17 protein-coding genes are annotated in these 19,415 nt (G+C 48.6%); 10 read left to right on the top strand and 7 right to left on the bottom strand.

All coding sequences use genetic code 11. From position 1 onward, the window contains the following. Window positions 1-2 precede the first annotated feature (2 nt). Window positions 3-515, top strand: a complete 513-nt coding sequence (locus tag MUB35_RS09735) for a deoxyuridine 5'-triphosphate nucleotidohydrolase (protein ID WP_033143311.1) — start codon at window positions 3-5, stop codon at window positions 513-515. A 90-nt stretch (window positions 516-605) separates the two neighbouring features. Here MUB35_RS09735 and MUB35_RS09730 read toward each other — a convergent pair whose 3' ends face one another. The 3 genes from MUB35_RS09730 to MUB35_RS09720 form a co-directional block, all read right to left on the bottom strand. Further along, on the bottom strand, window positions 606-1,979 hold the full coding sequence (locus MUB35_RS09730) for a GGDEF domain-containing protein (RefSeq protein ID WP_244806112.1): 1,374 nt from the start codon (window positions 1,977-1,979) through the stop codon (window positions 606-608). 243 nt (window positions 1,980-2,222) lie between these two features. Further along, a complete protein-coding gene (locus MUB35_RS09725; protein ID WP_244806111.1) occupies window positions 2,223-2,987 on the bottom strand; it encodes a nucleoside phosphorylase in 765 nt (254 codons plus the stop codon). After that, window positions 2,984-3,577, bottom strand: coding sequence for a TetR/AcrR family transcriptional regulator (locus MUB35_RS09720; RefSeq protein ID WP_148392323.1), 594 nt, complete (start codon window positions 3,575-3,577; stop codon window positions 2,984-2,986). The genes MUB35_RS09725 and MUB35_RS09720 overlap by 4 nt, the downstream gene beginning before the upstream one ends. Before the next feature lie 206 nt (window positions 3,578-3,783). Between MUB35_RS09720 and fabV the strand changes: the two genes are divergently transcribed. Both fabV and MUB35_RS09710 read left to right on the top strand, forming a co-directional pair. Then, a complete protein-coding gene (fabV, locus tag MUB35_RS09715; protein WP_033143282.1) occupies window positions 3,784-4,962 on the top strand; it encodes an enoyl-ACP reductase FabV in 1,179 nt (392 codons plus the stop codon). Between the two features lie 487 nt (window positions 4,963-5,449). Continuing rightward, window positions 5,450-6,340, top strand: a complete 891-nt coding sequence (locus tag MUB35_RS09710; protein WP_244806110.1) for a hypothetical protein — start codon at window positions 5,450-5,452, stop codon at window positions 6,338-6,340. 293 nt (window positions 6,341-6,633) lie between these two features. Here MUB35_RS09710 and MUB35_RS09705 read toward each other — a convergent pair whose 3' ends face one another. Further along, window positions 6,634-7,527, bottom strand: coding sequence for an amidohydrolase family protein (locus MUB35_RS09705; protein WP_052099679.1), 894 nt, complete (start codon window positions 7,525-7,527; stop codon window positions 6,634-6,636). 43 nt (window positions 7,528-7,570) lie between these two features. Beyond that, the gene (locus MUB35_RS09700) at window positions 7,571-7,966 is read right to left on the bottom strand and encodes a DUF1292 domain-containing protein (RefSeq protein ID WP_033143280.1); all 396 of its coding nucleotides are present in this window, start codon (window positions 7,964-7,966) and stop codon (window positions 7,571-7,573) included. A 204-nt stretch (window positions 7,967-8,170) separates the two neighbouring features. Between MUB35_RS09700 and MUB35_RS09695 the strand changes: the two genes are divergently transcribed. From MUB35_RS09695 to MUB35_RS09665, 7 genes are all read left to right on the top strand, one after another. Further along, window positions 8,171-9,745: a ClC family H(+)/Cl(-) exchange transporter gene (locus tag MUB35_RS09695; RefSeq protein ID WP_054352897.1), complete on the top strand. Its 1,575-nt coding sequence runs from the start codon at window positions 8,171-8,173 to the stop codon at window positions 9,743-9,745. 10 nt (window positions 9,746-9,755) lie between these two features. Continuing rightward, entirely contained in the window at window positions 9,756-11,657 is a 1,902-nt protein-coding gene (locus MUB35_RS09690) for a glycogen operon protein GlgX (protein ID WP_227211341.1), read from the top strand. Beyond that, window positions 11,657-12,211, top strand: coding sequence for a DUF5662 family protein (locus tag MUB35_RS09685; protein WP_227211339.1), 555 nt, complete (start codon window positions 11,657-11,659; stop codon window positions 12,209-12,211). Before MUB35_RS09690 ends, MUB35_RS09685 begins: the two co-directional genes overlap by 1 nt. Before the next feature lie 87 nt (window positions 12,212-12,298). Then, the gene (locus MUB35_RS09680) at window positions 12,299-13,303 is read left to right on the top strand and encodes a TMEM198/TM7SF3 family protein (protein ID WP_118593896.1); all 1,005 of its coding nucleotides are present in this window, start codon (window positions 12,299-12,301) and stop codon (window positions 13,301-13,303) included. A gap of 203 nt (window positions 13,304-13,506) precedes the next feature. Continuing rightward, on the top strand, window positions 13,507-14,469 hold the full coding sequence (locus MUB35_RS09675; RefSeq protein ID WP_054352899.1) for a beta-ketoacyl-ACP synthase III: 963 nt from the start codon (window positions 13,507-13,509) through the stop codon (window positions 14,467-14,469). A gap of 126 nt (window positions 14,470-14,595) precedes the next feature. Next, entirely contained in the window at window positions 14,596-15,075 is a 480-nt protein-coding gene (locus MUB35_RS09670) for an LURP-one-related/scramblase family protein (protein WP_103733222.1), read from the top strand. 31 nt (window positions 15,076-15,106) lie between these two features. Then, window positions 15,107-15,958: a class I SAM-dependent methyltransferase gene (locus tag MUB35_RS09665; RefSeq protein WP_103733004.1), complete on the top strand. Its 852-nt coding sequence runs from the start codon at window positions 15,107-15,109 to the stop codon at window positions 15,956-15,958. Between the two features lie 143 nt (window positions 15,959-16,101). Here MUB35_RS09665 and MUB35_RS09660 read toward each other — a convergent pair whose 3' ends face one another. Next, window positions 16,102-17,601 (bottom strand): tagaturonate reductase, encoded by a 1,500-nt coding sequence (locus tag MUB35_RS09660; protein WP_244806109.1) that lies wholly within the window; start codon window positions 17,599-17,601, stop codon window positions 16,102-16,104. A 63-nt stretch (window positions 17,602-17,664) separates the two neighbouring features. Next, complete coding sequence (locus tag MUB35_RS09655; protein WP_103733006.1) at window positions 17,665-19,146, bottom strand: UxaA family hydrolase; 1,482 nt, start codon at window positions 19,144-19,146, stop codon at window positions 17,665-17,667. Window positions 19,147-19,415: the final 269 nt, after the last annotated feature.

Below are 19,415 nucleotides of genomic sequence, written 5' to 3'. Positions count from 1 at the left end.
CTATGAGAAGAATTGCAAAATTTCATAAAGTGAGCAGAGAACAGTTCGCAGAGGGATGGAAAGACACCTTTGGTGAGGTGACAGAAGAGGAGATCAATACCGTATACGACAGCATAAAACTCCCAAAAAGAGCAACCGCAGGAAGTGCGGGCTATGATTTTTACAGCCCCCTCTCCTTTGAGCTGAAACCCGGTGAGACGGTGAAGATCCCTACCGGCGTGCGGGCGGAGATGGATGAGGGATGGGTCCTTAAATTGTATCCGAGAAGCGGACTGGGATTTAAATATCGTCTGCAGCTAAACAATACAGTTGGTATCATAGACAGCGATTATTTTCATTCAGACAATGAGGGTCATATTTTTGTGAAAATAACAAATGATTCTAATGAGGGAAAAACCGTATGCGTGGAAGCAGGTACCGGATTTGCGCAGGGAATCTTTGTGGAATACGGGATTACCGTGGATGACGACGTGTGTGAGATCCGAAACGGAGGATTTGGAAGTACAACCAAATAAATAGACTGAGTAGTTTACTCTATACCCCCTTAAGCAGACAAGATAAAGAACCAAAATCTGTTTAAGGGGGAGTTTTTATATATTGTATTATCAGAAAAATGTAATCTGGTTTTTGCCGTTTTGCTTTGCGCGGTACAGGGCATCGTCTGCATTTTTATAGATGTCCTCAATACTCCTCTTATCGTCACAGAACGTCACGCCGATACTGCAGGTCACATTTGACGGAGCCTTATTACACTGTTTTACGCTTTTGACCTGTTCCAGTACCTGTTCCAGCCGTGCGGTAAGTGCATCCTGTGTATGAGTACCCGGAAGGAAAACCGCGAACTCGTCGCCTCCCAGACGTCCAACAATACCATCAGCGGCAAAAATATCCTTCAAAATATCGGCAATAGCCATCAGCACCAGGTCCCCTGCCGGATGGCCTTTGGTATCATTGATGGATTTAAAATTGTCGATGTCCAGCATGACAAAAGCAGGAGTTCCTGTACTTAAGAGAAGAGAATCTGTGACAGAACGGATAAATGCCGCCTTGTTGAGAACGCCAGTCATCACATCCCTGTCTGCTTTTTCAATCATCTCCAGCTCTCTTCGTTTACCGGCGTCAATGTCCTTTACGTACATGATGCCTTTTTTGTCGCCGGTCACTACATCTGTGATAAGCCGTACAGTGGTAACCATCCAGAGCACAGAGCTGTCAGGACACAGAAAGCGGTATTCGCAGCTCAGTTCTTTTTTTTCGGCTTCAAAAGCAGCCTTTATACTTGCCAGCGACAGGGTTTCCAGAAAATGTGCCCGGTCTTCCGAGGCCACATACTGCGGCAGTTTATCACATATAAACTGCTCATAGGGAGTCTGCGGCTCCACAAAAGCGCATAGATCACCGTTTAACTGGCATTTTTCAAAGACGTCCTTGGAAAAATTGATGATGTAGAAAGCTACAGTATCAGCCAGCACAGCCTGCCGGTACTGCTCCTCAGCCAGATATGCCTCCTCACCGATTTTTTCTTTCAGGCTCTGCAGGGTTTTTTCGGCAAATTTCAAGGGATATGCCTCTACACTCTCCTCTGTTACGATGGGAGAGGAGGCATGGAGGGCACAGATTTTCCAGTCTTTTCCTCTGCGGACTAAAGTCAGTGACTGCAGGAACTGACTGATGGACACGTTATTTTCCTTTTCAGCCCTGACAATGACCTTTGCACAGAGGTTGGCAAAGCCCTCCTCGTGTATCAGAACATGAATCTGTTCAAAGGACAGAGAATGCTTTGTATCGGTATTATTTTTCAGGCCGGTGGTAAAGACCTGACGAACATCCTCTTTGGAAGTGACAAATCCCTGTTCTCCGATTCCGATGCCTATCAGAGTTTCATCCAGGCAGTTCAAGATTTTGTTCAGATCCAGGGAAACAAGACCTCCATCCTCATAATCATAGAACACCTGTATTATCTTTTCTCTATCCGTCATTGCATTCCCTTTCTTTTCAGGCCGGACAGGTAAGAATCCTGTGCAGCCTGCCCGGTTTTTATCGGGTCATACATAACATTTTCTTTTATTCTAATAGTTAAGATGGCATATGTCAAATAGGAAAGGGAAAGATTTAGTACAGCAGCGGCAGGAAACGGATTGCTGCTGTACATTCATGCGGTCATCCCCATGGATGTGCCGAATTTTTTAGACGGCTGCGGCATCAGAACAGATATCCGTTCATTACATAGTCAGTCCGCATGCAAAGGCAAGGGTCATGTATGTTTCTGCGCCTGAAAGCCCCCAGTCGGTCAGGTCCCGGGGCTGCCATGTGGGATTATCCAGGCTGTCTGCCCCGTAGAAAAACTGGATAAGCGGCAGATTCCGGTATGCTGCGGCTGCCAGCAGGGCGGAATACTCCATCTCCACACCGATGCACCCGGCTTCTTTCCAGGCGGCTATCTCCTGGGGAGTCTCCCGGTATATAGCATCTGTTGTCCAGATTTTGCCGCAGGCGTAGGGAAATCCGTATTTTTCCATGCAGCTTTTTAAGACTTCCGTGGAATGGCTGTCAGGCTGCAGTTCCTCTGTGGGAGGAAGGTAGTGGTAGCTGGTCCCCTCATCGCGTATGACTCCTGTTGGTATGATAAGCCTGTTTTCTACGGCCTCATCATTCAGAATGCCGCAGCATCCGAAGAAAACAAATTTTTCAGCACCCATGGCTGCTGCCTCCTCAAAGCAGCTCACACATGCAGGTGCGCCTACCGGCGACATATAAAATGCGATTTCACTGCCGCCGTAAGGGATTTTATAGATGGGTATGGCTCCATTGGCTGTATACAGATGCGAAATGACTTCCACACCTTCCAGGGCAGCGAATTTTTCAATGATTTTCCGGGAGTATGTGGATACGCAGATGTTCGGAAAATCGGATACGGGGGCAACGGTATCTGTCGGGTTGATAAATGCCCGGCCGGGGCGTTCCTTTCTGTAAAAGACTGTTTTCATTTCTTTTCCCTTTCTTTTAATAACAGAGATTTGATCTGGCTGGTAATGTGTTTCGGTATGGTCTCCTCTATTTCCATGAGCCTGCTGTACATGCGGACACCCTGGTAAGAAAAAACGATCAGGTCATAGACCGCTTCCGGGCTGACCGGAGAGAACTCACCTGTCTGTATCCCGTAACGGATGAGGGCAGTCCACATCTCCTTAGAGGCCTCATACTGCTGCTGTATGGAATTGCTGCTTTTCGATACAGAAGGGCCGCTGAAAAACTCGTAGATCGCAATGCTGAGAGAATGTTCCCGGTCAAGCATTTCCGTTTCATAGCGGTCCAGCACATGGAGCAGGATTTCCCGCGCAGGGACCTTTGCTTTTATTTTCTCTTCAAATTCGTTCTGCTGGTCTGCCATCAGTGTGTGGATGAGTTCCAGAAATATCTGGCTGGTGCTGTCATAGTGGCGGTACAGGCCCCCGCGGCTGAGCCCGGTTTTCTCGCAGATATCTTTCATAGTTACATCTTTGAAACCCTTTTCCGCAAAAAGCCGGAATGCGGCTTCACAGATAAAATGTTTTGTTTTTTCACCTTTTGTTCCCATTGGATATTACCTCATTTGCGACACATGTGTTGTTTTTATTATGCGACATGCATGTCGCTTTGTCAATGAGGAAACAGAATATAATTACCGGGTTGCATTTCATGTGTATTTATGATAATATACTTTGGTAATCAAACTATTAGAAGATAAAAGTAAGTAGAAAGAAATTTCAGCTTTCAGATAATAAAAAGTCGGAGGATAGGATAATGATCGTTGAACCTAAGGTAAGGGAATTTATCTGTACAACAGCACATCCGGAAGGATGCCGGGAAAATGTGAAAAGGCAGATTGCATATGTGAAGGAAAAGGGCCAGGTATGCGGACCGAAAAAGGTACTGGTAATCGGTGCTTCCACAGGATATGGACTGGCAAGCAGAATTACGGCGGCTTTTGCATGTCAGGCAGCCACCATTGGAATCATGTTTGAAAAGCCGTCCAACGGCAAACGGACAGCAACGCCGGGCTGGTACAACACGGCAGCCTTTGAGGAGCTTGCACAGGAGGAAGGACTCTATGCAAAATCCATCAATGGAGACGCCTTCTCAGCGGAAGTAAAACAGCAGGCAATTGACATGATCCGGGCGGACCTGGGACAGGTGGACATGGTGATCTACAGCTTGGCGGCACCGAGAAGGACGACTGCGGACAACAAAACATGGTCCTCCACTCTGAAGACGACAACAGGCGCTTTCACGGAGAAGAGCCTGGATCTGAGAAATAATACAATTGTGACCAAGACAGTAGAGCCTGCAAATGAGGAGGAGCTGGAGGGAACCATCAAAGTTATGGGCGGTGAGGACTGGATGGACTGGATGGACGCCCTGACAGATGCCGGCGTGCTGGCTGACCATGCTGTGACAGTGGCGTACTCCTACATCGGACCGGAACTTACTTATCCTATCTATACAGAGGGAACCATCGGACAGGCCAAAAAGCATCTGACAGAGACAGCAGGCAGGATACACGAGAAACATCCTGGTATTCAGGCATATATTTCTGTGAACAAAGCCCTTGTGACACAGGCCAGTGCAGCTATTCCTATCGTGCCTCTTTATTTTGCCATTCTGTATAAGGTGATGAAGGAACAGGGCACACATGAGGGATGTATTGAACAGATTTCACGCCTGTTCCATGACAAACTTTTTGCTGCGGAGATTCCCACAGACCCACAGGGCCGCATCCGCATGGATGACTGGGAGCTGGCACCTCAGGTACAGGGCGCTGTCATGGACTGCTGGAAAGAAGTGAATACGGAGAATGTGGAGAAACTTTCTGATATCGAAGGATACTGGGAAGACTTCTACCATATGTTCGGTTTCCATTTGGACAATGTGGATTACAGCAGAGATGTGGAGATACAGGTGGAAATTCCGAGCTTGGTATAGGCTGGACGTTCCCTTGGCACCCGGCAGTACGTTTCGTGCTGCACAGATATGGAGCAAACTGCTCCATATCGCGCTGGCTGCCGCGGGAGTTACATGCCTATGGCCTGAAAAGGCCTTGTGGAAAATAACACTTGCTTTTTTCCGGATGATTTCATATACTTTATAACTAACAGCACCTGCAGTATGCAGCTCATGGACAACTCCTTTTCTATGGTGATTCAGCATTGGGGGACAGTGGTACTCTCTGTAAAGAGGATCCGCTTTGACCTGTTTTTTATTTCCTTATCTTATAAAAAAGTCTTATATGTCCTATTCAGGACGAAATTTCCCAAAATATAAAAAAATCATGGTAAAACCATTGCCTGCAAAATGATAATTTGCTATAGTATAAAAAAAGAGATGCAGTCTGTCTGTGTATATTTACAAATGCAGCGAATGCAGTGCTATATAAGCGGATGTTTTTTCAGAGTGCCTGTAAGGAGGTACAGTGAAAAAATCCAGGCCGCCTGCTGTGCGTGAGAAGTTCCCGGCACATTCGGAACATGAGGACAAGGCCATGAAGACCGCCGTGTCCTTCTTCGCCAGGGAACTGCTGCCCATGGCGGGTGTGAGACAGAAGGTCAGAAGGATAGCTCCTACAGAGAGTATCCATCTGGAACTGAAAAAATTTTATGAGGATTTAAACCTCATTATGGAGGATGATACCTGCGGTCATCTGGAGTTTCAGAGCAGGGATGGGGGAATCGAGGATATGAGACGGTTCCGGCTATATGAGAGTATTATCAGCTATCAGTATGGGATTGACGTTGTGACCTATGTTATATACAGCGGCAGTGTAAAACATCCTGTTACCAGCATGAAATGCGGTAAAAATACTTACAAAGTGGTTCCTGTGATGCTGTCTGACAGAGACGGAGACAAACTTTTGAAAAAGTTGGAGAAGAAACAGGGAGAGGGCAGGAAACTCTCAAGAAAAGATCTGGCAAAGCTTTCCCTGCTTCCGTTACTGGGAGGCGAGATATCCCAGAAAGACAGGATGGAACGGGCCTTTCGCCTAACGGCCAGCCAGGAGGTCACGCAGGAGGTTAAGAAGACAGAATCTATTTTGTACACACTGGCGGAAAAATTTCTGGAAAAAGAGGAATTGGAAGAAATTAAGGAGGTGTTGAGTATGACGTGGCTGTACAGTATGCTGACGGAAGATGCAGAAAGGGAAGGAGAACGAAAAGGTGAGAAAAGAGGTGAAAAAAGAGGTGAAAGGCGAGGAAAACAGATGGGACTGGAAAAAGCGGCGGTCAGTTTTCTTGATGTTCTGCCCCCGGAGGTAATAGCAGAAAAGCTGGATATCCCACTGGAGAGGATCAAAGAACTGAAATAGAAATCCATGCTGCGAATACCTGCCGCCACTACTCTTTTGCACGGTCAGCGCAGTAAATGCGCAGATCTGACTGAACAGTTACCAAAAACAACATAAAAAAGCCAGCCGGATTCTTCATGCACTTTGCCGCAGTTATCTTTATCCAACTGCGCAAATTTCATGAAGTCCCGGCTGGCTATACCATATCCCTGCTTCCGTACAATGAAAGCCTCATTTCTTTAAAAATCAGATTTATGCAAGGAACCCACAGGATTCATCACATCATTAACCCATCCTATCATTGACCATCCGCATCATTCCAGAAAACGAATCAGATTACCGCCCATCACATCATGCCACTCTTCCTCCGTAAGCCCGGCGTTTGACCGGATATCCTCCACAAACATGGAAAAATCCATCTCCCTGCATTTGGAGGGATAGAGCAGCAGCGGAAAATCACTTCCAAACAGCAGCCTTTTACTGCCAATCATGGAGATGACGGAGCGAAAACTGCGGATGTGGTACAACAGGGGATTGGCGGCTGTGTCATAGCAGACATTTTGGAATTTGCCCTGGTATTTTGGGTTCATTTCATAGAAGGGAAGTCCGCCGCCCATGTGGGCCAGGATGAGCTTCAAATCAGGATATTTCTTCACCAGTCCGGGTATAGGGGCCAGACTGGTAAAGTCCCTGCCCGGATAGGCATGTCCCACCGGTTCCCCGCAGTGGATGCATACGGCAAGACCATAGTGCTGTGCGCATTCCAGAACATCTATAAAATCAGAATCCTCAAAATCATATCCATTTCCCCCGGGGCCAAGTTCGCCTATGCCGGTAAAGCCCAGCTTGGCACACCGTTCAATTTCGGCGATGGCTTTTTCCCGGAATTTGGGATTAATGGAAAGAAAGCCTTTCAGCCTCTTGGGATGGCGTTTCATCATATCAGCCATATAATCATTGTGCAGGGTCATGAGTCCCTCATCATTCCAATACCATCCCTGCATGACAAGGCCGTAAATACCGGCTTTGTCTGCGCATTCCAGAGCTTCCTCGGCGTTGGCCCAGGCCTCCTCGGTCCCCTTGCCGTTTTCCGGCTTCTTTGTGAGAAGGGCAAACCAGTTGTCCCTGGCAGCGTATTTCTCCCAGTTCTCATAGACCTCAGGGGGAAAGAGATGGACATGGCTGTCCCAGATCTTAAAATCATGCATGGCAGATCCTCCCCATGAAAAATATTTAATTACAGAACCCTGATCATTTTTCTTCCATATCCTGCTCGCTTGGAAGATTGGCGATAAATTCATGGAAGCTCTCAGCAGCAGCCATGTATTCATCCTCCCGCTCGATATTGGTCACCACAGGGTTGCCTTCCTCGTCCTCCGCATAGCGGAACAGATAAGTCTCCCCGGATGTACTTTTGCCATCCTTGTCAAGGGGAACAAGAGCAATGAACTCACCGAAGTCCTCCACCGGGAAAGTGGTGAGAACGGCACACTCCAGGACTGTGTTATCCTCCAGAGTCAGTTTGATGGTTGGGTTCGGAACCCTGGGAATAGAACCTTTGCCGGCGCTGGAGCAGTTGGAGCTGCAGGTAGCGCAGTCGCTGGGGTCGCAGCCGCCGATATTTGCTGTGAATGTTTCTTCACTCATATGTGTTACCTCTCTTCTTTTCTATCAGTATTCAAAATACGGCCAAGAACCGCATTTTGACTGCTTTCATACTATCAGATTAGGGAAAAGATTGCAACAGTTACGAATTGGCGATTGCAATTTTATGGGGTCACACGTATAATGAGAGTAGTCTTCAGAAGAAGACCAGTGTAACAGTAAGGTACCAAAGAGGGAGGAATCATTGTGAAGCGGGACACTTCCTATGTGATCAAGAGAGCAGAGCATTTTAAGTCCATTCTGACAGCAGAGGGATTCCTGGTGGGAATCGTAGCCGGACTTGTGGTCCTTTTATACCGGGTACTTCTGGAGTACGCGGGCAGGGGCATGAACGTTGTCCTTGCATATGGAAGAAAATATCCACTGGCTGCGGGAGGCTGGTTTGTTGTTTTATTCATTCTCGCCTGTGTTGTAGGGCGTCTTGTAAAATATGAGTCATTTATCTCCGGGAGCGGTATTCCCCAGGTGGAAGGAGAGATGGCAGGTAAATTAAATCAGGTCTGGTGGAGAGTGCTGCCTGCAAAATTTCTGGGCGGCTTTTTGTCACTCTTTGCGGGGCTGTCTCTGGGAAGAGAGGGTCCGTCCATCCAGATTGGGGCCATGGCAGGAAAGGCAGTATCAAAGGTACTGGACAGGAGCAAGACAGAAGAAAAATTCCTGCTCACCTGCGGCGCAAGTGCCGGACTTTCGGCTGCGTTCCATGCACCTCTGGCAGGTGTGATGTTTTCACTGGAGGAGATCCACAAGAACTTTTCTGTATCTGTGCTGGTGTCTGTCATGACAGCATCCATCACGGCAGATTACATATCCTCCAGATTTCTGGGATTCCGTTCTGTATTTCAGTTTGAGATAACAGGCTCTATTCCGGCAAAGTATTACGGACATATTATTGTGCTGGGGATCATTTTGGGACTGATGGGCGCCTTTTATAATAAGCTGACCTTGTTTGTGCAGTCCCTGTTTGGGAAAATCCGGGGGAAGAGGGCTGAGACGACCAGGCTTCTTATTCCCTTTCTGCTGGCCGGGGCGCTGGGCCTTATCATGCCTGAAATCCTGGGCAGCGGGCATAATATTATTGATATTATCACAGAGGGCAATGTGATGCTGAAGACCATCCTTCTGCTTTTTGTGATGAAGCTTTTATTTTCTGTCATTTCCTTTGGTTCCGGCGCGCCGGGAGGGATTTTCTTTCCGCTGCTGGTACTGGGGGCTTTGATCGGCGGGGCATACGGAACCTTTGCCGTGCAGTTTCTGGGACTTGATGCCCATTATCTGAACAATCTGATCATGTTGGCCATGGCCGGGTATTTTACTGCGATCGTGCGGGCACCCATTACAGGTATTATCCTGATCTTTGAGATGACAGGCAGTGTCAGCCAGATGCTGTCCCTGTCCCTGGTGTCCATCGTGGCCTTTCTGGTGGCAACTGCGGTGAAATCGCAGCCTATTTATGAGAGCCTTCTGGAAAATCTGCTGAGAAAGCGGGGCGAGCCGGTGCCGGAGAAAACAGGTGAGAAGATTTTACAGGAATTTGTGGTCCGCCATAACTGTGAGCTGCAGAATAAAATGGTGCAGCAGATCGAATGGCCGAAAAATTGCCTTCTGGTGGCAGTGCAGAGAAACGGTGCAGAGCTGATTCCAAAGGGGCGCACCATATTGATGGCAAGTGATACCATTATCACCATGACAGATGAACAGGACGCGCCGGGAGTACATGACAGGATGGAGGCACTGTGTTCGGAACAAGAGAGATTGAAATGAGGTGAACAGCTTGACGAAGAGAATGGACGAGGCATCAAAGGAGATACAAGCTTTGCCAGTATATCCGGGCAAACCGGGAGTCATAAGGACGGAAAAGGGATATCAGTTTACTGTTTCTGTCCCGGACGGGGAGGAGGCATTTCTTCTTCTGTACCATGCAGGGGAGAAAAAGCCGGTAAAGGAAATCCCTTTGTCAGAAGAAAAGAAGACGGGGAATTTGGTTTCTGTCTGCGTGACAGGCATTTCCCCTGATAGGTATGAGTATAATTACCGTATCGGAAATGAAGTGATACAGGATCCCTACGCGGTCTATCTTTCCGGTGCAGAAAAATTCGGACAGCCGCAGACAGAAGATACGGACATCATCCGGTGCGGGTTCCGGAATGAAAAGTACAGATGGCAGGATGATTCCTTTCAGCCCTGTTCCCTGTCGGATTCTATTATCTATAAGCTGCAGGTACGGGAATATACCATGCAGAAAAATTCCGGGGTCCGTTTAAAAGGAACCTTTAAGGGGCTGGAGCAGAAGATCGCATATCTGAAAGATATGGGTGTCACGGCAGTGCTTTTGATGCCGGCCTATGATTACAGGGAGATTGAGAGGAAGCGCAGCGCCGGAAGGCGGCCGGAACCTGCCTATGCTTATAAGGAAAGTGCGCCCGGTAAGATAAACTGCTGGGGGTATACAGGCGAGGCCTGCTATTTCGCTCCAAAGGTATCCTTCTGTGCCACAGACCGTCCGGTGCGGGAATTTTCACATCTGGTGGATACTTTGCACCAGGCAGGGATGGAGTGTCTGATGGAATTCTATTTTGACGGTTCTGTAAGTCCTTCGGTTATGCTGGATATTCTGCGTTACTGGAAGCTTAAGTACCATGTGGATGGATTTCATCTGATGGGGAGCGGCATCTGCCAGGAAGTCCTGGTAAGGGATGCGCTGCTTTCCAGAACAAAGCTCTTCTTTCACGATGTGGACGGCGGATATCTCTATCAGGGGAAAATACCGGCATTTAAAAATGTGGCGGAGTACAACGAAGGGTTTCTCTACTGTATGCGCCATCTGTTGAAAAGCGATGAGAACATGCTGGAGGATTTCATTTACCGGAACCGGAGAAATCCCAAAGAGACGGGAATCATCAATTACCTGGCGGACCAGGACGGCTTTACCATGATGGATATGGTGTCCTATGATGAGAAACATAATGAGGACAACGGTGAGGACAACAGGGACGGCATGGAGTACAACTGCAGCTGGAACTGTGGGGCAGAAGGTCCCACCAGGAAAAGAACAGTGCGGGAACTGCGGCTGCAGCAGCTTAAAAATGCGTTTTTGCTGCTTCTGCTGAGCCAGGGCACGCCTCTGATCTTTCAGGGGGATGAGTTCGGCAATTCCCAGAAGGGCAACAATAATGCCTGGTGCCAGGACAATGACATCGGATGGGTGGACTGGAGTGCGTTCAAATCCAACCGGGCACTCTATGAATTTGTAAAAGAAGCCATTGCCTTCAGAAAAAAATACTACATTCTGCATATGCAGGAAGAGTTAAAAGGAGTGGACTACAGGGCACTTGGCTATCCGGATCTGTCTTACCACGGAGCGCAGGCCTGGTATGCGCCCTGTGAGAGAAATCTGCGGCATCTGGGAATGATGTACTGCGGAGATTATGGGAAGCAGGAAAAAGAGTTTTTGTTTGTAGCATATAACCTGCACTGGATGCCTCATGAATTTGCACTGCCCAATCTGCCGAAAGGGTCTGTATGGAAATTCGTGGCCAGCACCAGCAGGCAGGAAGGAAAGGTTTTTACAGAGGAAGAGGTAAAGACGGCAAAGCAGAAGGGGAAGGGTAAAAAAGCTGTGGAGGTGCCGTCGAGAACTATAGCAATATTAATCGGAAAGCAGGAAACAGCGTAATGCATATATGGGCACATTTCAAGACAATTACCAGCCATAAGCTGCTGGTCATGCGCTACTGTTTTAAAATAGGTCTGTACCGGCAGGGGCTGCTGCATGACCTGTCAAAATATTCCTGGACGGAATTTTCCGTTGGATGCAGGTATTATCAGGGAAACAGAAGTCCCAACAATGCGGAGCGGGAAGACACCGGGCTGTCCACATCCTGGATTCACCACTATGGAAGGAATAAGCATCATTTTGAGCACTGGGTGGACTACGGTGTGGACTGTGACACAGTCATTCAGGGTGTTCCCATGCCCAGGAAATACATTGCGGAGATGGTCATGGACCGGATCAGCGCTTCCAGGGTCTATAATCCGGGGACTTATACGGATCAGGCGCCTCTGGCCTATTTTCTGAAGAGCAGAGACAGACTTTGGTTTGTGCATGAGAAGACCAATGAGGACCTGGAATTTCTACTGCGCATGCTGGCGGAGAAAGGGGAAAAGGAAACCCTCAGGTATATCAAAAAAGTATATTTAAAAACCGCTTTCAGGGGAGAGAGTGTGTGATGCTGCAGTTCCCTTTCTGTAAAGGGCAGAGAAGGGACTGCAGGTGAAGAACAGTTACATAAACAGATAAGGGGTAAGGTGATCAAAATGAATCCGGCAGATATTTTAAACATTGTGACTTCCCAGTACGGGAATGTTGTGGAAAAGTATACGACGGGAATTATGCTGGCAGGGCTTATATTTGCACTGCTGAACTGTTTTATGGGCTATAAGCTCAGGAAAGTCTGGGGCAGTATCCTCGGGCTTGTGATCGGTGCCGCAGCGGGCGGTATTGCAGGGTATTATTTTCTGCACGAGGCAAAATATGTGGTGATCGCGGGACTTGCCGGAGCGGTGGTGCTGGGTGCGCTTGCATGGGTATTTTATAAACTTGGAATTTTCGTGCTGTGCGCAGGCCTTGTATATGCGCTGGCAAACTCTTTTTTCAGTGCGCCTACGGACACGGGCAGGATCATCTGTATTGCCATAGGAATCTTTGCGGCCACCATGGCTATCGGATATGAGGAGTATGTGATCATCGGCATCACGGGTATCTGCGGCGGTCTTGGCGCTATCAGGATCCTGTTTTCCATGACAGGCAAAGACGGCGGCGCGGGTACATGGCTGCTGGGTCTGATCCTGGCTTTTCTCGGAATCGCGGTGCAGGCAGCGCCTCTTCTTCGAAACAGGGAGAAAAAGCAGGGCAGCAAAGGCAGCAGCCGGGAACCGCTTTTCAACCGGAAGAAACGGAAGTTCAGCCTTCCCACGCTGCCGGGCAGGAAAAAGAAGACCAGGAAGAAAACGGTATATAAGACCACAGAGAAGAGCAGAAATAATACGGCCCAGAGCCGGACATCTTCCGGAACAGGAAGAAGCGGGGGCGGCAGCCGCAGCCAGACGCCGCGCAGCCAGACACCGCGCAGGCCGGCAGAGGAGCCGGGAGAGAAGACAAGAGAGATCCCCGATATGGCAAAGCTGCGGGAACAGGACTATAACCGCAGACCGGAGCCGGATAATGCCCCATACCGGGGTGTGGGAACGGGAATTGACCTGGATGATCTGAGCCGGGAGCTTTCCCAGGAAATACAGAAAATTTATAAAGAGGATGAATAGATACCGGGAGGCCGTTTGTGTAGTTGACAAACGGTCTCTTTCTTAGTATACTTTGAAAGAAAAGATTTGATAATCAAACTATTTGAAAGTTTAAATGAATTCCCGGATGTGATTCTGTGAAGTAATGATTCAGCAGGTCTGCGCATTTACTGCGCTGAACAGTTATCCGGTGAAAATATGATGGAATAAGAGGTAGGAAGAATATGGTAGCGAGGATAGTCGGAACAGGCAGTGCAGTTCCCGAAAATATTGTGACAAATGATGATCTGTCCAGGATCGTGGATACAAATGATGAGTGGATTTCCACACGGACCGGAATCCGGGAGAGAAGGATTGCAAAAGAGGAAAATACAACCATTCTGGCATGCCGCGCCGCCAAAAAGGCTTTGGAGAATGCGGGAATGGATGCCGCGGATGTGGAGCTGATCCTAGTGGCTACCTGTACACCGGATTCATTTTTCCCAAATACTGCCTGCCGGGTACAGAAGGAAATCGGTGCCTGGAACGCCGTTGGATTCGATTTAAGTGCAGCGTGTTCGGGGTTTGTATTTGCCTTAAGCACGGTTCAGGCGTATATAAAAAGCGGAGTTTACAAAAATGCGCTGATCATCGGAGCGGAAACTCTGTCAAAGCTCCTCAACTGGGAAGACAGAGGTACATGTGTGCTGTTTGGGGACGGGGCAGGGGCCGTCGTGGTAAAGGCTCATGAGACAGGATTCATGGATATGGTCCAGTGGTCAGACGGCAGAGGGGACAGTGTTCTTACTTGTGGTGCCCGCCAGATGAAGAACGTTCTGGTACCCGGTGCCCAGGAGGCGGATTATGTTGCCATGGAAGGACAGCCTGTTTTCAAATTTGCCGTAAAAAAGGTGCCGGAGTGTATTACACAGGTACTGGAAAAGACCGGGACAGAGAAAGAGGAGATCAGGTATTATGTTCTGCACCAGGCCAACAGCAGAATCATCCAGTCAGTTGCCAAAAGACTAAAGGAGGCGGAGGAAAAATTTCCCATAAATCTGGAACGTCACGGCAATACATCCGCCGCCAGTATTCCCATTTTGCTGGATGAGATGAACCGTGAAGGAAGGCTGCAAAAGGGGGACAAGATCATCCTGTCAGGATTCGGAGCTGGTCTGACCTGGGGAGCCGCGCTGCTTGAATGGTAAGCACTGTCCCGCGAAGCGTGCTGCCGGGCAAGCAGTGAGAGTAACGATTTCTGTTCCATAAAGTACAGGTATTGTGGTAAGATATAAGCATACAGGCAAAGGAAAAGGAAAAACGGAGGAGGATTTATGAAATTACTGATAAAACAGAGGGTATTTTCCTGGACAGACACCTATGATGTGTACGATGAATACGGTAACCCGAAGTATTTTGTCAAAGGAGAGTTTCTGTCTATTGGCCATAAGATACACATTTACCGTCACGATACCGGTGAGGAAGTAGGCATGGTGAAAGAAAAACTGATGACTGTCATGCCCCGGTTTGAGCTGATTGCAGGGGGCAGGGCTCTGGGGAGTATCCAAAAACGCTTTGCATTGTTTAAGCCCAAATATGAGATCGACTATAATGACTGGAGAGTGGAAGGCGATTTTCTGGAATGGGATTACGATGTCTATCAGGAATGCTGCCCGATCATGCATATCAGGAAAGAGCCCTTTCACTGGGGGGACACGTATGTGATCGACTATGCCTGCCAGGACGATGAGCTGATCGGCCTGCTGACGGTGATCGCCATTGACGCGGCAAACTGCAGTGATGGAAACCGGTAGACACGGCAGAAACAGGACAGGGAGAAAATATTTGGAAAATAACAGCAGCAGGAAACTGATTGAGTATATAAAACAAAAACCGCAGATATATGAAGCCAGCTCCTCCGCTTTCTGGGATGATGAGAATATTTCCGGATATATGCTGGAGGCGCACTTGGACCCGGATGCGGAAGGCGCAACCAGGAAGCATGAATTTATACAAAGATCCGCGGACTGGATTGCAGAGCGCTGCGGGGGAGGAGCGGGAAAGAAGCTTCTGGACCTGGGATGCGGACCGGGACTCTATGCAGAGCTGTTTGATGACAGGGGATTTCAGGTGACAGGTCTTGATTTTTCCAGACGGTCCGTCCAATACGCCAGAGAACATGCTGCCGGGACAAAGAGGGACATCCGGTATGAATATAAGAATTATCTGGATATGGATGAGGAGAATGCATTTGATGTCATAACTTTGATCTATTGTGATTTCGGTGTACTGCCTCCAAAGGACAGGAGGATTCTGCTGGGGAAAATAAAAAAGGCACTGAAACAGGGTGGAATCCTTATTCTTGACGGATTTACCCGTGCTCTGCCTTTTGAAGAACTGGAGACGGTTCAGTATCAGGATAAGGGATTCTGGTCAGCCGGACCTCATGTGGTCATTCAGCGCAATTACAGATATCCCGAGACAGATAACACTCTGGAGCAGTATCTGGTAATCACAGAGGAGGACTGCCACTGTTATAATCTTTGGAACCAGCGGTACACCAGGGAAACCTTAAAAAAGGAAATAGAGCGTGCAGGGCTGTGCTGCACGGAATTTTATGATAATGTGGCAGGAAAGGCGTTTACAGGCCGGGATACGACAATCTGTGCTGTCGCAGAGAAACAGGCGGAGGGATAAGCGGCGGACATGTATTTTATGCGGCGGTGTCCTCCGGATTCAGAATACAGCGGGTGAGAAATGCGGAACAAAATAAAAGTGCCTCATATGGAAAACCGGAAATTTACAGGCTTCCATATGGGGCACTTTTATTTTTTAAAGAATCAGCAGACGGATTTCATCATTTCATATGCGCCGTCGCGCTGGATCTTGTTCAGCATATCTGTGACAGCGGCTTCAAATCCGGGTATAGAGCACAGATCCATATCCCAGAGTGCTTCATTGCCACAGACCGCGTGCACGTATTCCTCTGTGGTATCATCCTTATGTGCTGCAAAAAAGGAGAGAACATTTCTGTCGTCCGACACAGTATAAGCACCACCGTCCGGACGTACGGCAGCAAGACCCGCGTCTGTCAGTTCCTTCCCCCGGTAAAACGCCAGATAGAAGGCAAAGGAGGCTGTGAGACAGAGCGGCAGTTTTCCTGTCCTGTCCATATACGCCTTCAGGGACGGCAGGACCCTGGCTTTCCATTTGGAGGTGGAATTCAGGCAGATGGACAGCAGTGCATGGTCGATAAACGGGTTTTTAAAACGCTCTGTGACGGCGGAGGCGAAACTCTCCAGCTCCTCTTTGGGAAGAGACAGGGTGGGGATGATCTCCTCATGGACTGCTTTATTCATAAAGCCGCAGACTACATCATCCTCCATACAGTCCCGCACGATATCGAACCCGGCCAGATATGCCCCCATGACCATGGAGGTATGAGCGCCGTTTAAGATTCGGACCTTGCGCTCCTTGTATGGTTTGTGGTCATCTGTGATGAGGACCGGAAGTCCGGCCTTCTCAAATGGAAGTTCCTGTTTTAAAGCAGCAGGTCCCTCAATGACCCAGAAGGCAAAGACTTCACCGGTATCCATGGCGGCGTCCAGATAGCCGTTTTCCTCATTCAGCGCATCCTCTTCCCCTTTAGGAAAGCCGGTGACAATGCGGTCCACAAGCGTGGAGCAGAACATATTCTCCTCCTCCAGCCATGTAAGGAAGCCTTCCTCCAGATTCCACTGTGCGGCATACGAAAGCACACATTTTTTCAGCTCTTTTCCGTTTTCCGCAATAAGCTCACAGGGAAGAATAACGAATCCCTTTCCTTTTTCGCTGCCGAAGATTTCATAACGGCGGTAGAGAAACTGGGTCAGCTTGCCCGGAAAGCTGGAGGCCGGTCTGTCCTGAAACCTGCAGGCAGGGTCGTATACGATTCCGGCCTCGGTGGTGTTGCAGGTGATAAAGCGCAGATCAGGATTTTCGGCGCAGGCCATGACCGCGTCGTAATCTTCATAGGCATTCAGGCAGCGGCTGACACAGGAGATGACACGCTTGTCACTGACCTTTCTTCCGTTTTCAAAGCCGCGCAGATATAAGGTGTAAAGCCCTTCCTGGGTGTTCAGGTCATCAGCCAGGCTGTGGCCGGGGCGTTTTGGCCGGGGCTGGACAAGAACTGCCTTGCCGTTGAAACCTGTCTTTTCATTCAACATATCAATAAAATGGTCTGTAAAGGCCCGCATAAAATTTCCTTCCCCAAATTGGAGGACACGTTCGGGAGCCTCCCGGAGAAGATAGCCTTTGTAATTCTGTTCTTTTAATATCTGATAACTGAGTTTTTCCATGATTTTTATTCCCCTGTTGTTATATTTACATTACCATCCACAGGCGCTGTCACGCGAAATGTGTTAAAGCGTAACACCCTGTTTGAAAATAGCCATGTCATGAAAACCGGCTTTCTCTGCTTTGACTTTCTCACCGGAAGCGACCTGCAGCACATACTCAAAAAGCTGACTGCTCAGCTCCTCTAAGGGCACACCCTCTGTCATGGGACCGCAGTTGAAGTCAATCCAGTTTTTTTTCTTCTCATAGAGGGCAGTATTGCTGGAGATTTTCACGGTGGGCACAGGGGAGGCGAAAGGGGTGCCTCTTCCTGTGGTGAACAGGACAATATGGGCGCCTGAAGCAGCCAGGGCTGTGGAGGCCACCAGATCATTGCCCGGGGCGCTGAGCAGGTTCAGACCCTTTTCCTTTACCGGTTCCCCGTAGGCGAGAACACCTTTTACAGGCGCGCTGCCTGATTTTTGTGTGCATCCCATGGATTTGTCTTCCAGCGTGGAGATCCCTCCCTTTTTATTGCCGGGGGACGGGTTTTCATAGATGGTCTGGTTGTGGCTTTTGAAATAATTTTTAAAGTCATTGATCAGTTCAACGGTCCTGTCAAACAGCGCTTCATTGGCGCAGCGATTCATAAGCAGTGTCTCCGCGCCGAACATTTCCGGTACCTCGGTGAGGATCGTAGTGCCTCCTTTGGAGATGAGCAGGTCTGAGAAGCCGCCCACGGTCGGGTTGGCTGTGATGCCGGACAGACCGTCGCTGCCGCCGCATTTCATGCCGATGACAAGTTCCCTGCAGCTTATGGGTTCTCTTGAAAAACTGCCTGCATATTCTGCAAGTTCCCGGATGACGGCAAGCCCGTCGCGGATCTCATCCTCAGATTCCTGCGCCACCAGGAAACGAACTCTTTTGGGATCGTAGGAACCGATATATCGCTTCAGTTCCTCTATATTGCTGTTCTCACACCCCAGGCCCAATACAAGGACGCCCCCTGCATTGGGGTGGTTGATCAAGTCTGCCAGTATCCTGCGTGTGTGTTCCTGATCCTCCCCCATCTGGGAACATCCGTAGGGATGAGGAAAGGCTGCGATGTCATCAATGGTGCCGGTCTTATAGATCTGTGCCTGTTTTTCAATGGCTTCTGCCACGTTGTTGACGCAGCCGACGGTTGGAATGATCCAGATTTCATTGCGGACACCGGCCTGGCCATTGCTTCTTCTGTACCCGTGAAAGAAGCGCTCCTCAGTGGGGGCAAGCTCTGCCGCATCCTTATGATAAGTATAGGTAAGAAGATCTCCCAGGCCTGTTTTCATATTATGGGTATGAATCCAGGAGCCTTGGGCAATGTCCTCCCTGGCCTGTCCGATGGGAGAGCCGTACTTTATAACTGCCTCCCCTGCCCGGATGTCCTTCAGGGCAAACTTGTGACCCTGGGGGATATCTTCTGATAACAGGATTTCCTTATGATCCAAATGGACAGAGGTGCCTGCTGCAAGCGGAGCAAGCGCTACGGCAACACTGTCATCCGGATGAATCTTCAGATAAGTCTGCATGGGAATATTCATCCTCCTTTATAAAATGCGATTCCATATAATAGCTAAGTATGAAATGTAAGGGCTTACACTAAATCTACAACTTGGTGGGGAGTTCGTCAACATGAATTTTAAAAATTGGACAAAAAACAAGAATTTTATTAATATTTCACAAAAATAAAAGAGAAAACTTGTGAAAAATATCGCGGCAAAAAGAATTGCTTTTTTGTTTTCCTGTCTGTATAATGAAAAATAAAGTGTAAGGGCTTACACTTCCACAGCGAAAGGAA

This window comes from Blautia sp. NSJ-175, assembly GCF_022867815.1.
Lineage (GTDB): Bacteria > Bacillota > Clostridia > Lachnospirales > Lachnospiraceae > Blautia > Blautia celeris.
The sequence above is the reverse complement of the archived record's forward strand: the minus strand, read 5'-3'. Positions and strand labels throughout refer to the sequence as shown.

Bases quoted from the DNA above. Each gene is read 5' to 3' on its own strand.
- MUB35_RS09735 (WP_033143311.1), top strand. From the start codon at position 3: ATGAGAAGAATTGCAAAATTTCATAAAGTGAGCAGAGAACAGTTCGCA.
- MUB35_RS09730 (WP_244806112.1), bottom strand. From the start codon at position 1,979: ATGACGGATAGAGAAAAGATAATACAGGTGTTCTATGATTATGAGGAT.
- MUB35_RS09725 (WP_244806111.1), bottom strand. From the start codon at position 2,987: ATGAAAACAGTCTTTTACAGAAAGGAACGCCCCGGCCGGGCATTTATC.
- MUB35_RS09720 (WP_148392323.1), bottom strand. From the start codon at position 3,577: ATGGGAACAAAAGGTGAAAAAACAAAACATTTTATCTGTGAAGCCGCA.
- fabV (WP_033143282.1), top strand. From the start codon at position 3,784: ATGATCGTTGAACCTAAGGTAAGGGAATTTATCTGTACAACAGCACAT.
- MUB35_RS09705 (WP_052099679.1), bottom strand. From the start codon at position 7,527: ATGCATGATTTTAAGATCTGGGACAGCCATGTCCATCTCTTTCCCCCT.
- MUB35_RS09700 (WP_033143280.1), bottom strand. From the start codon at position 7,966: ATGAGTGAAGAAACATTCACAGCAAATATCGGCGGCTGCGACCCCAGC.
- MUB35_RS09685 (WP_227211339.1), top strand. From the start codon at position 11,657: ATGCATATATGGGCACATTTCAAGACAATTACCAGCCATAAGCTGCTG.
- MUB35_RS09680 (WP_118593896.1), top strand. From the start codon at position 12,299: ATGAATCCGGCAGATATTTTAAACATTGTGACTTCCCAGTACGGGAAT.
- MUB35_RS09675 (WP_054352899.1), top strand. From the start codon at position 13,507: ATGGTAGCGAGGATAGTCGGAACAGGCAGTGCAGTTCCCGAAAATATT.
- MUB35_RS09670 (WP_103733222.1), top strand. From the start codon at position 14,596: ATGAAATTACTGATAAAACAGAGGGTATTTTCCTGGACAGACACCTAT.
- MUB35_RS09660 (WP_244806109.1), bottom strand. From the start codon at position 17,601: ATGGAAAAACTCAGTTATCAGATATTAAAAGAACAGAATTACAAAGGC.
- MUB35_RS09655 (WP_103733006.1), bottom strand. From the start codon at position 19,146: ATGCAGACTTATCTGAAGATTCATCCGGATGACAGTGTTGCCGTAGCG.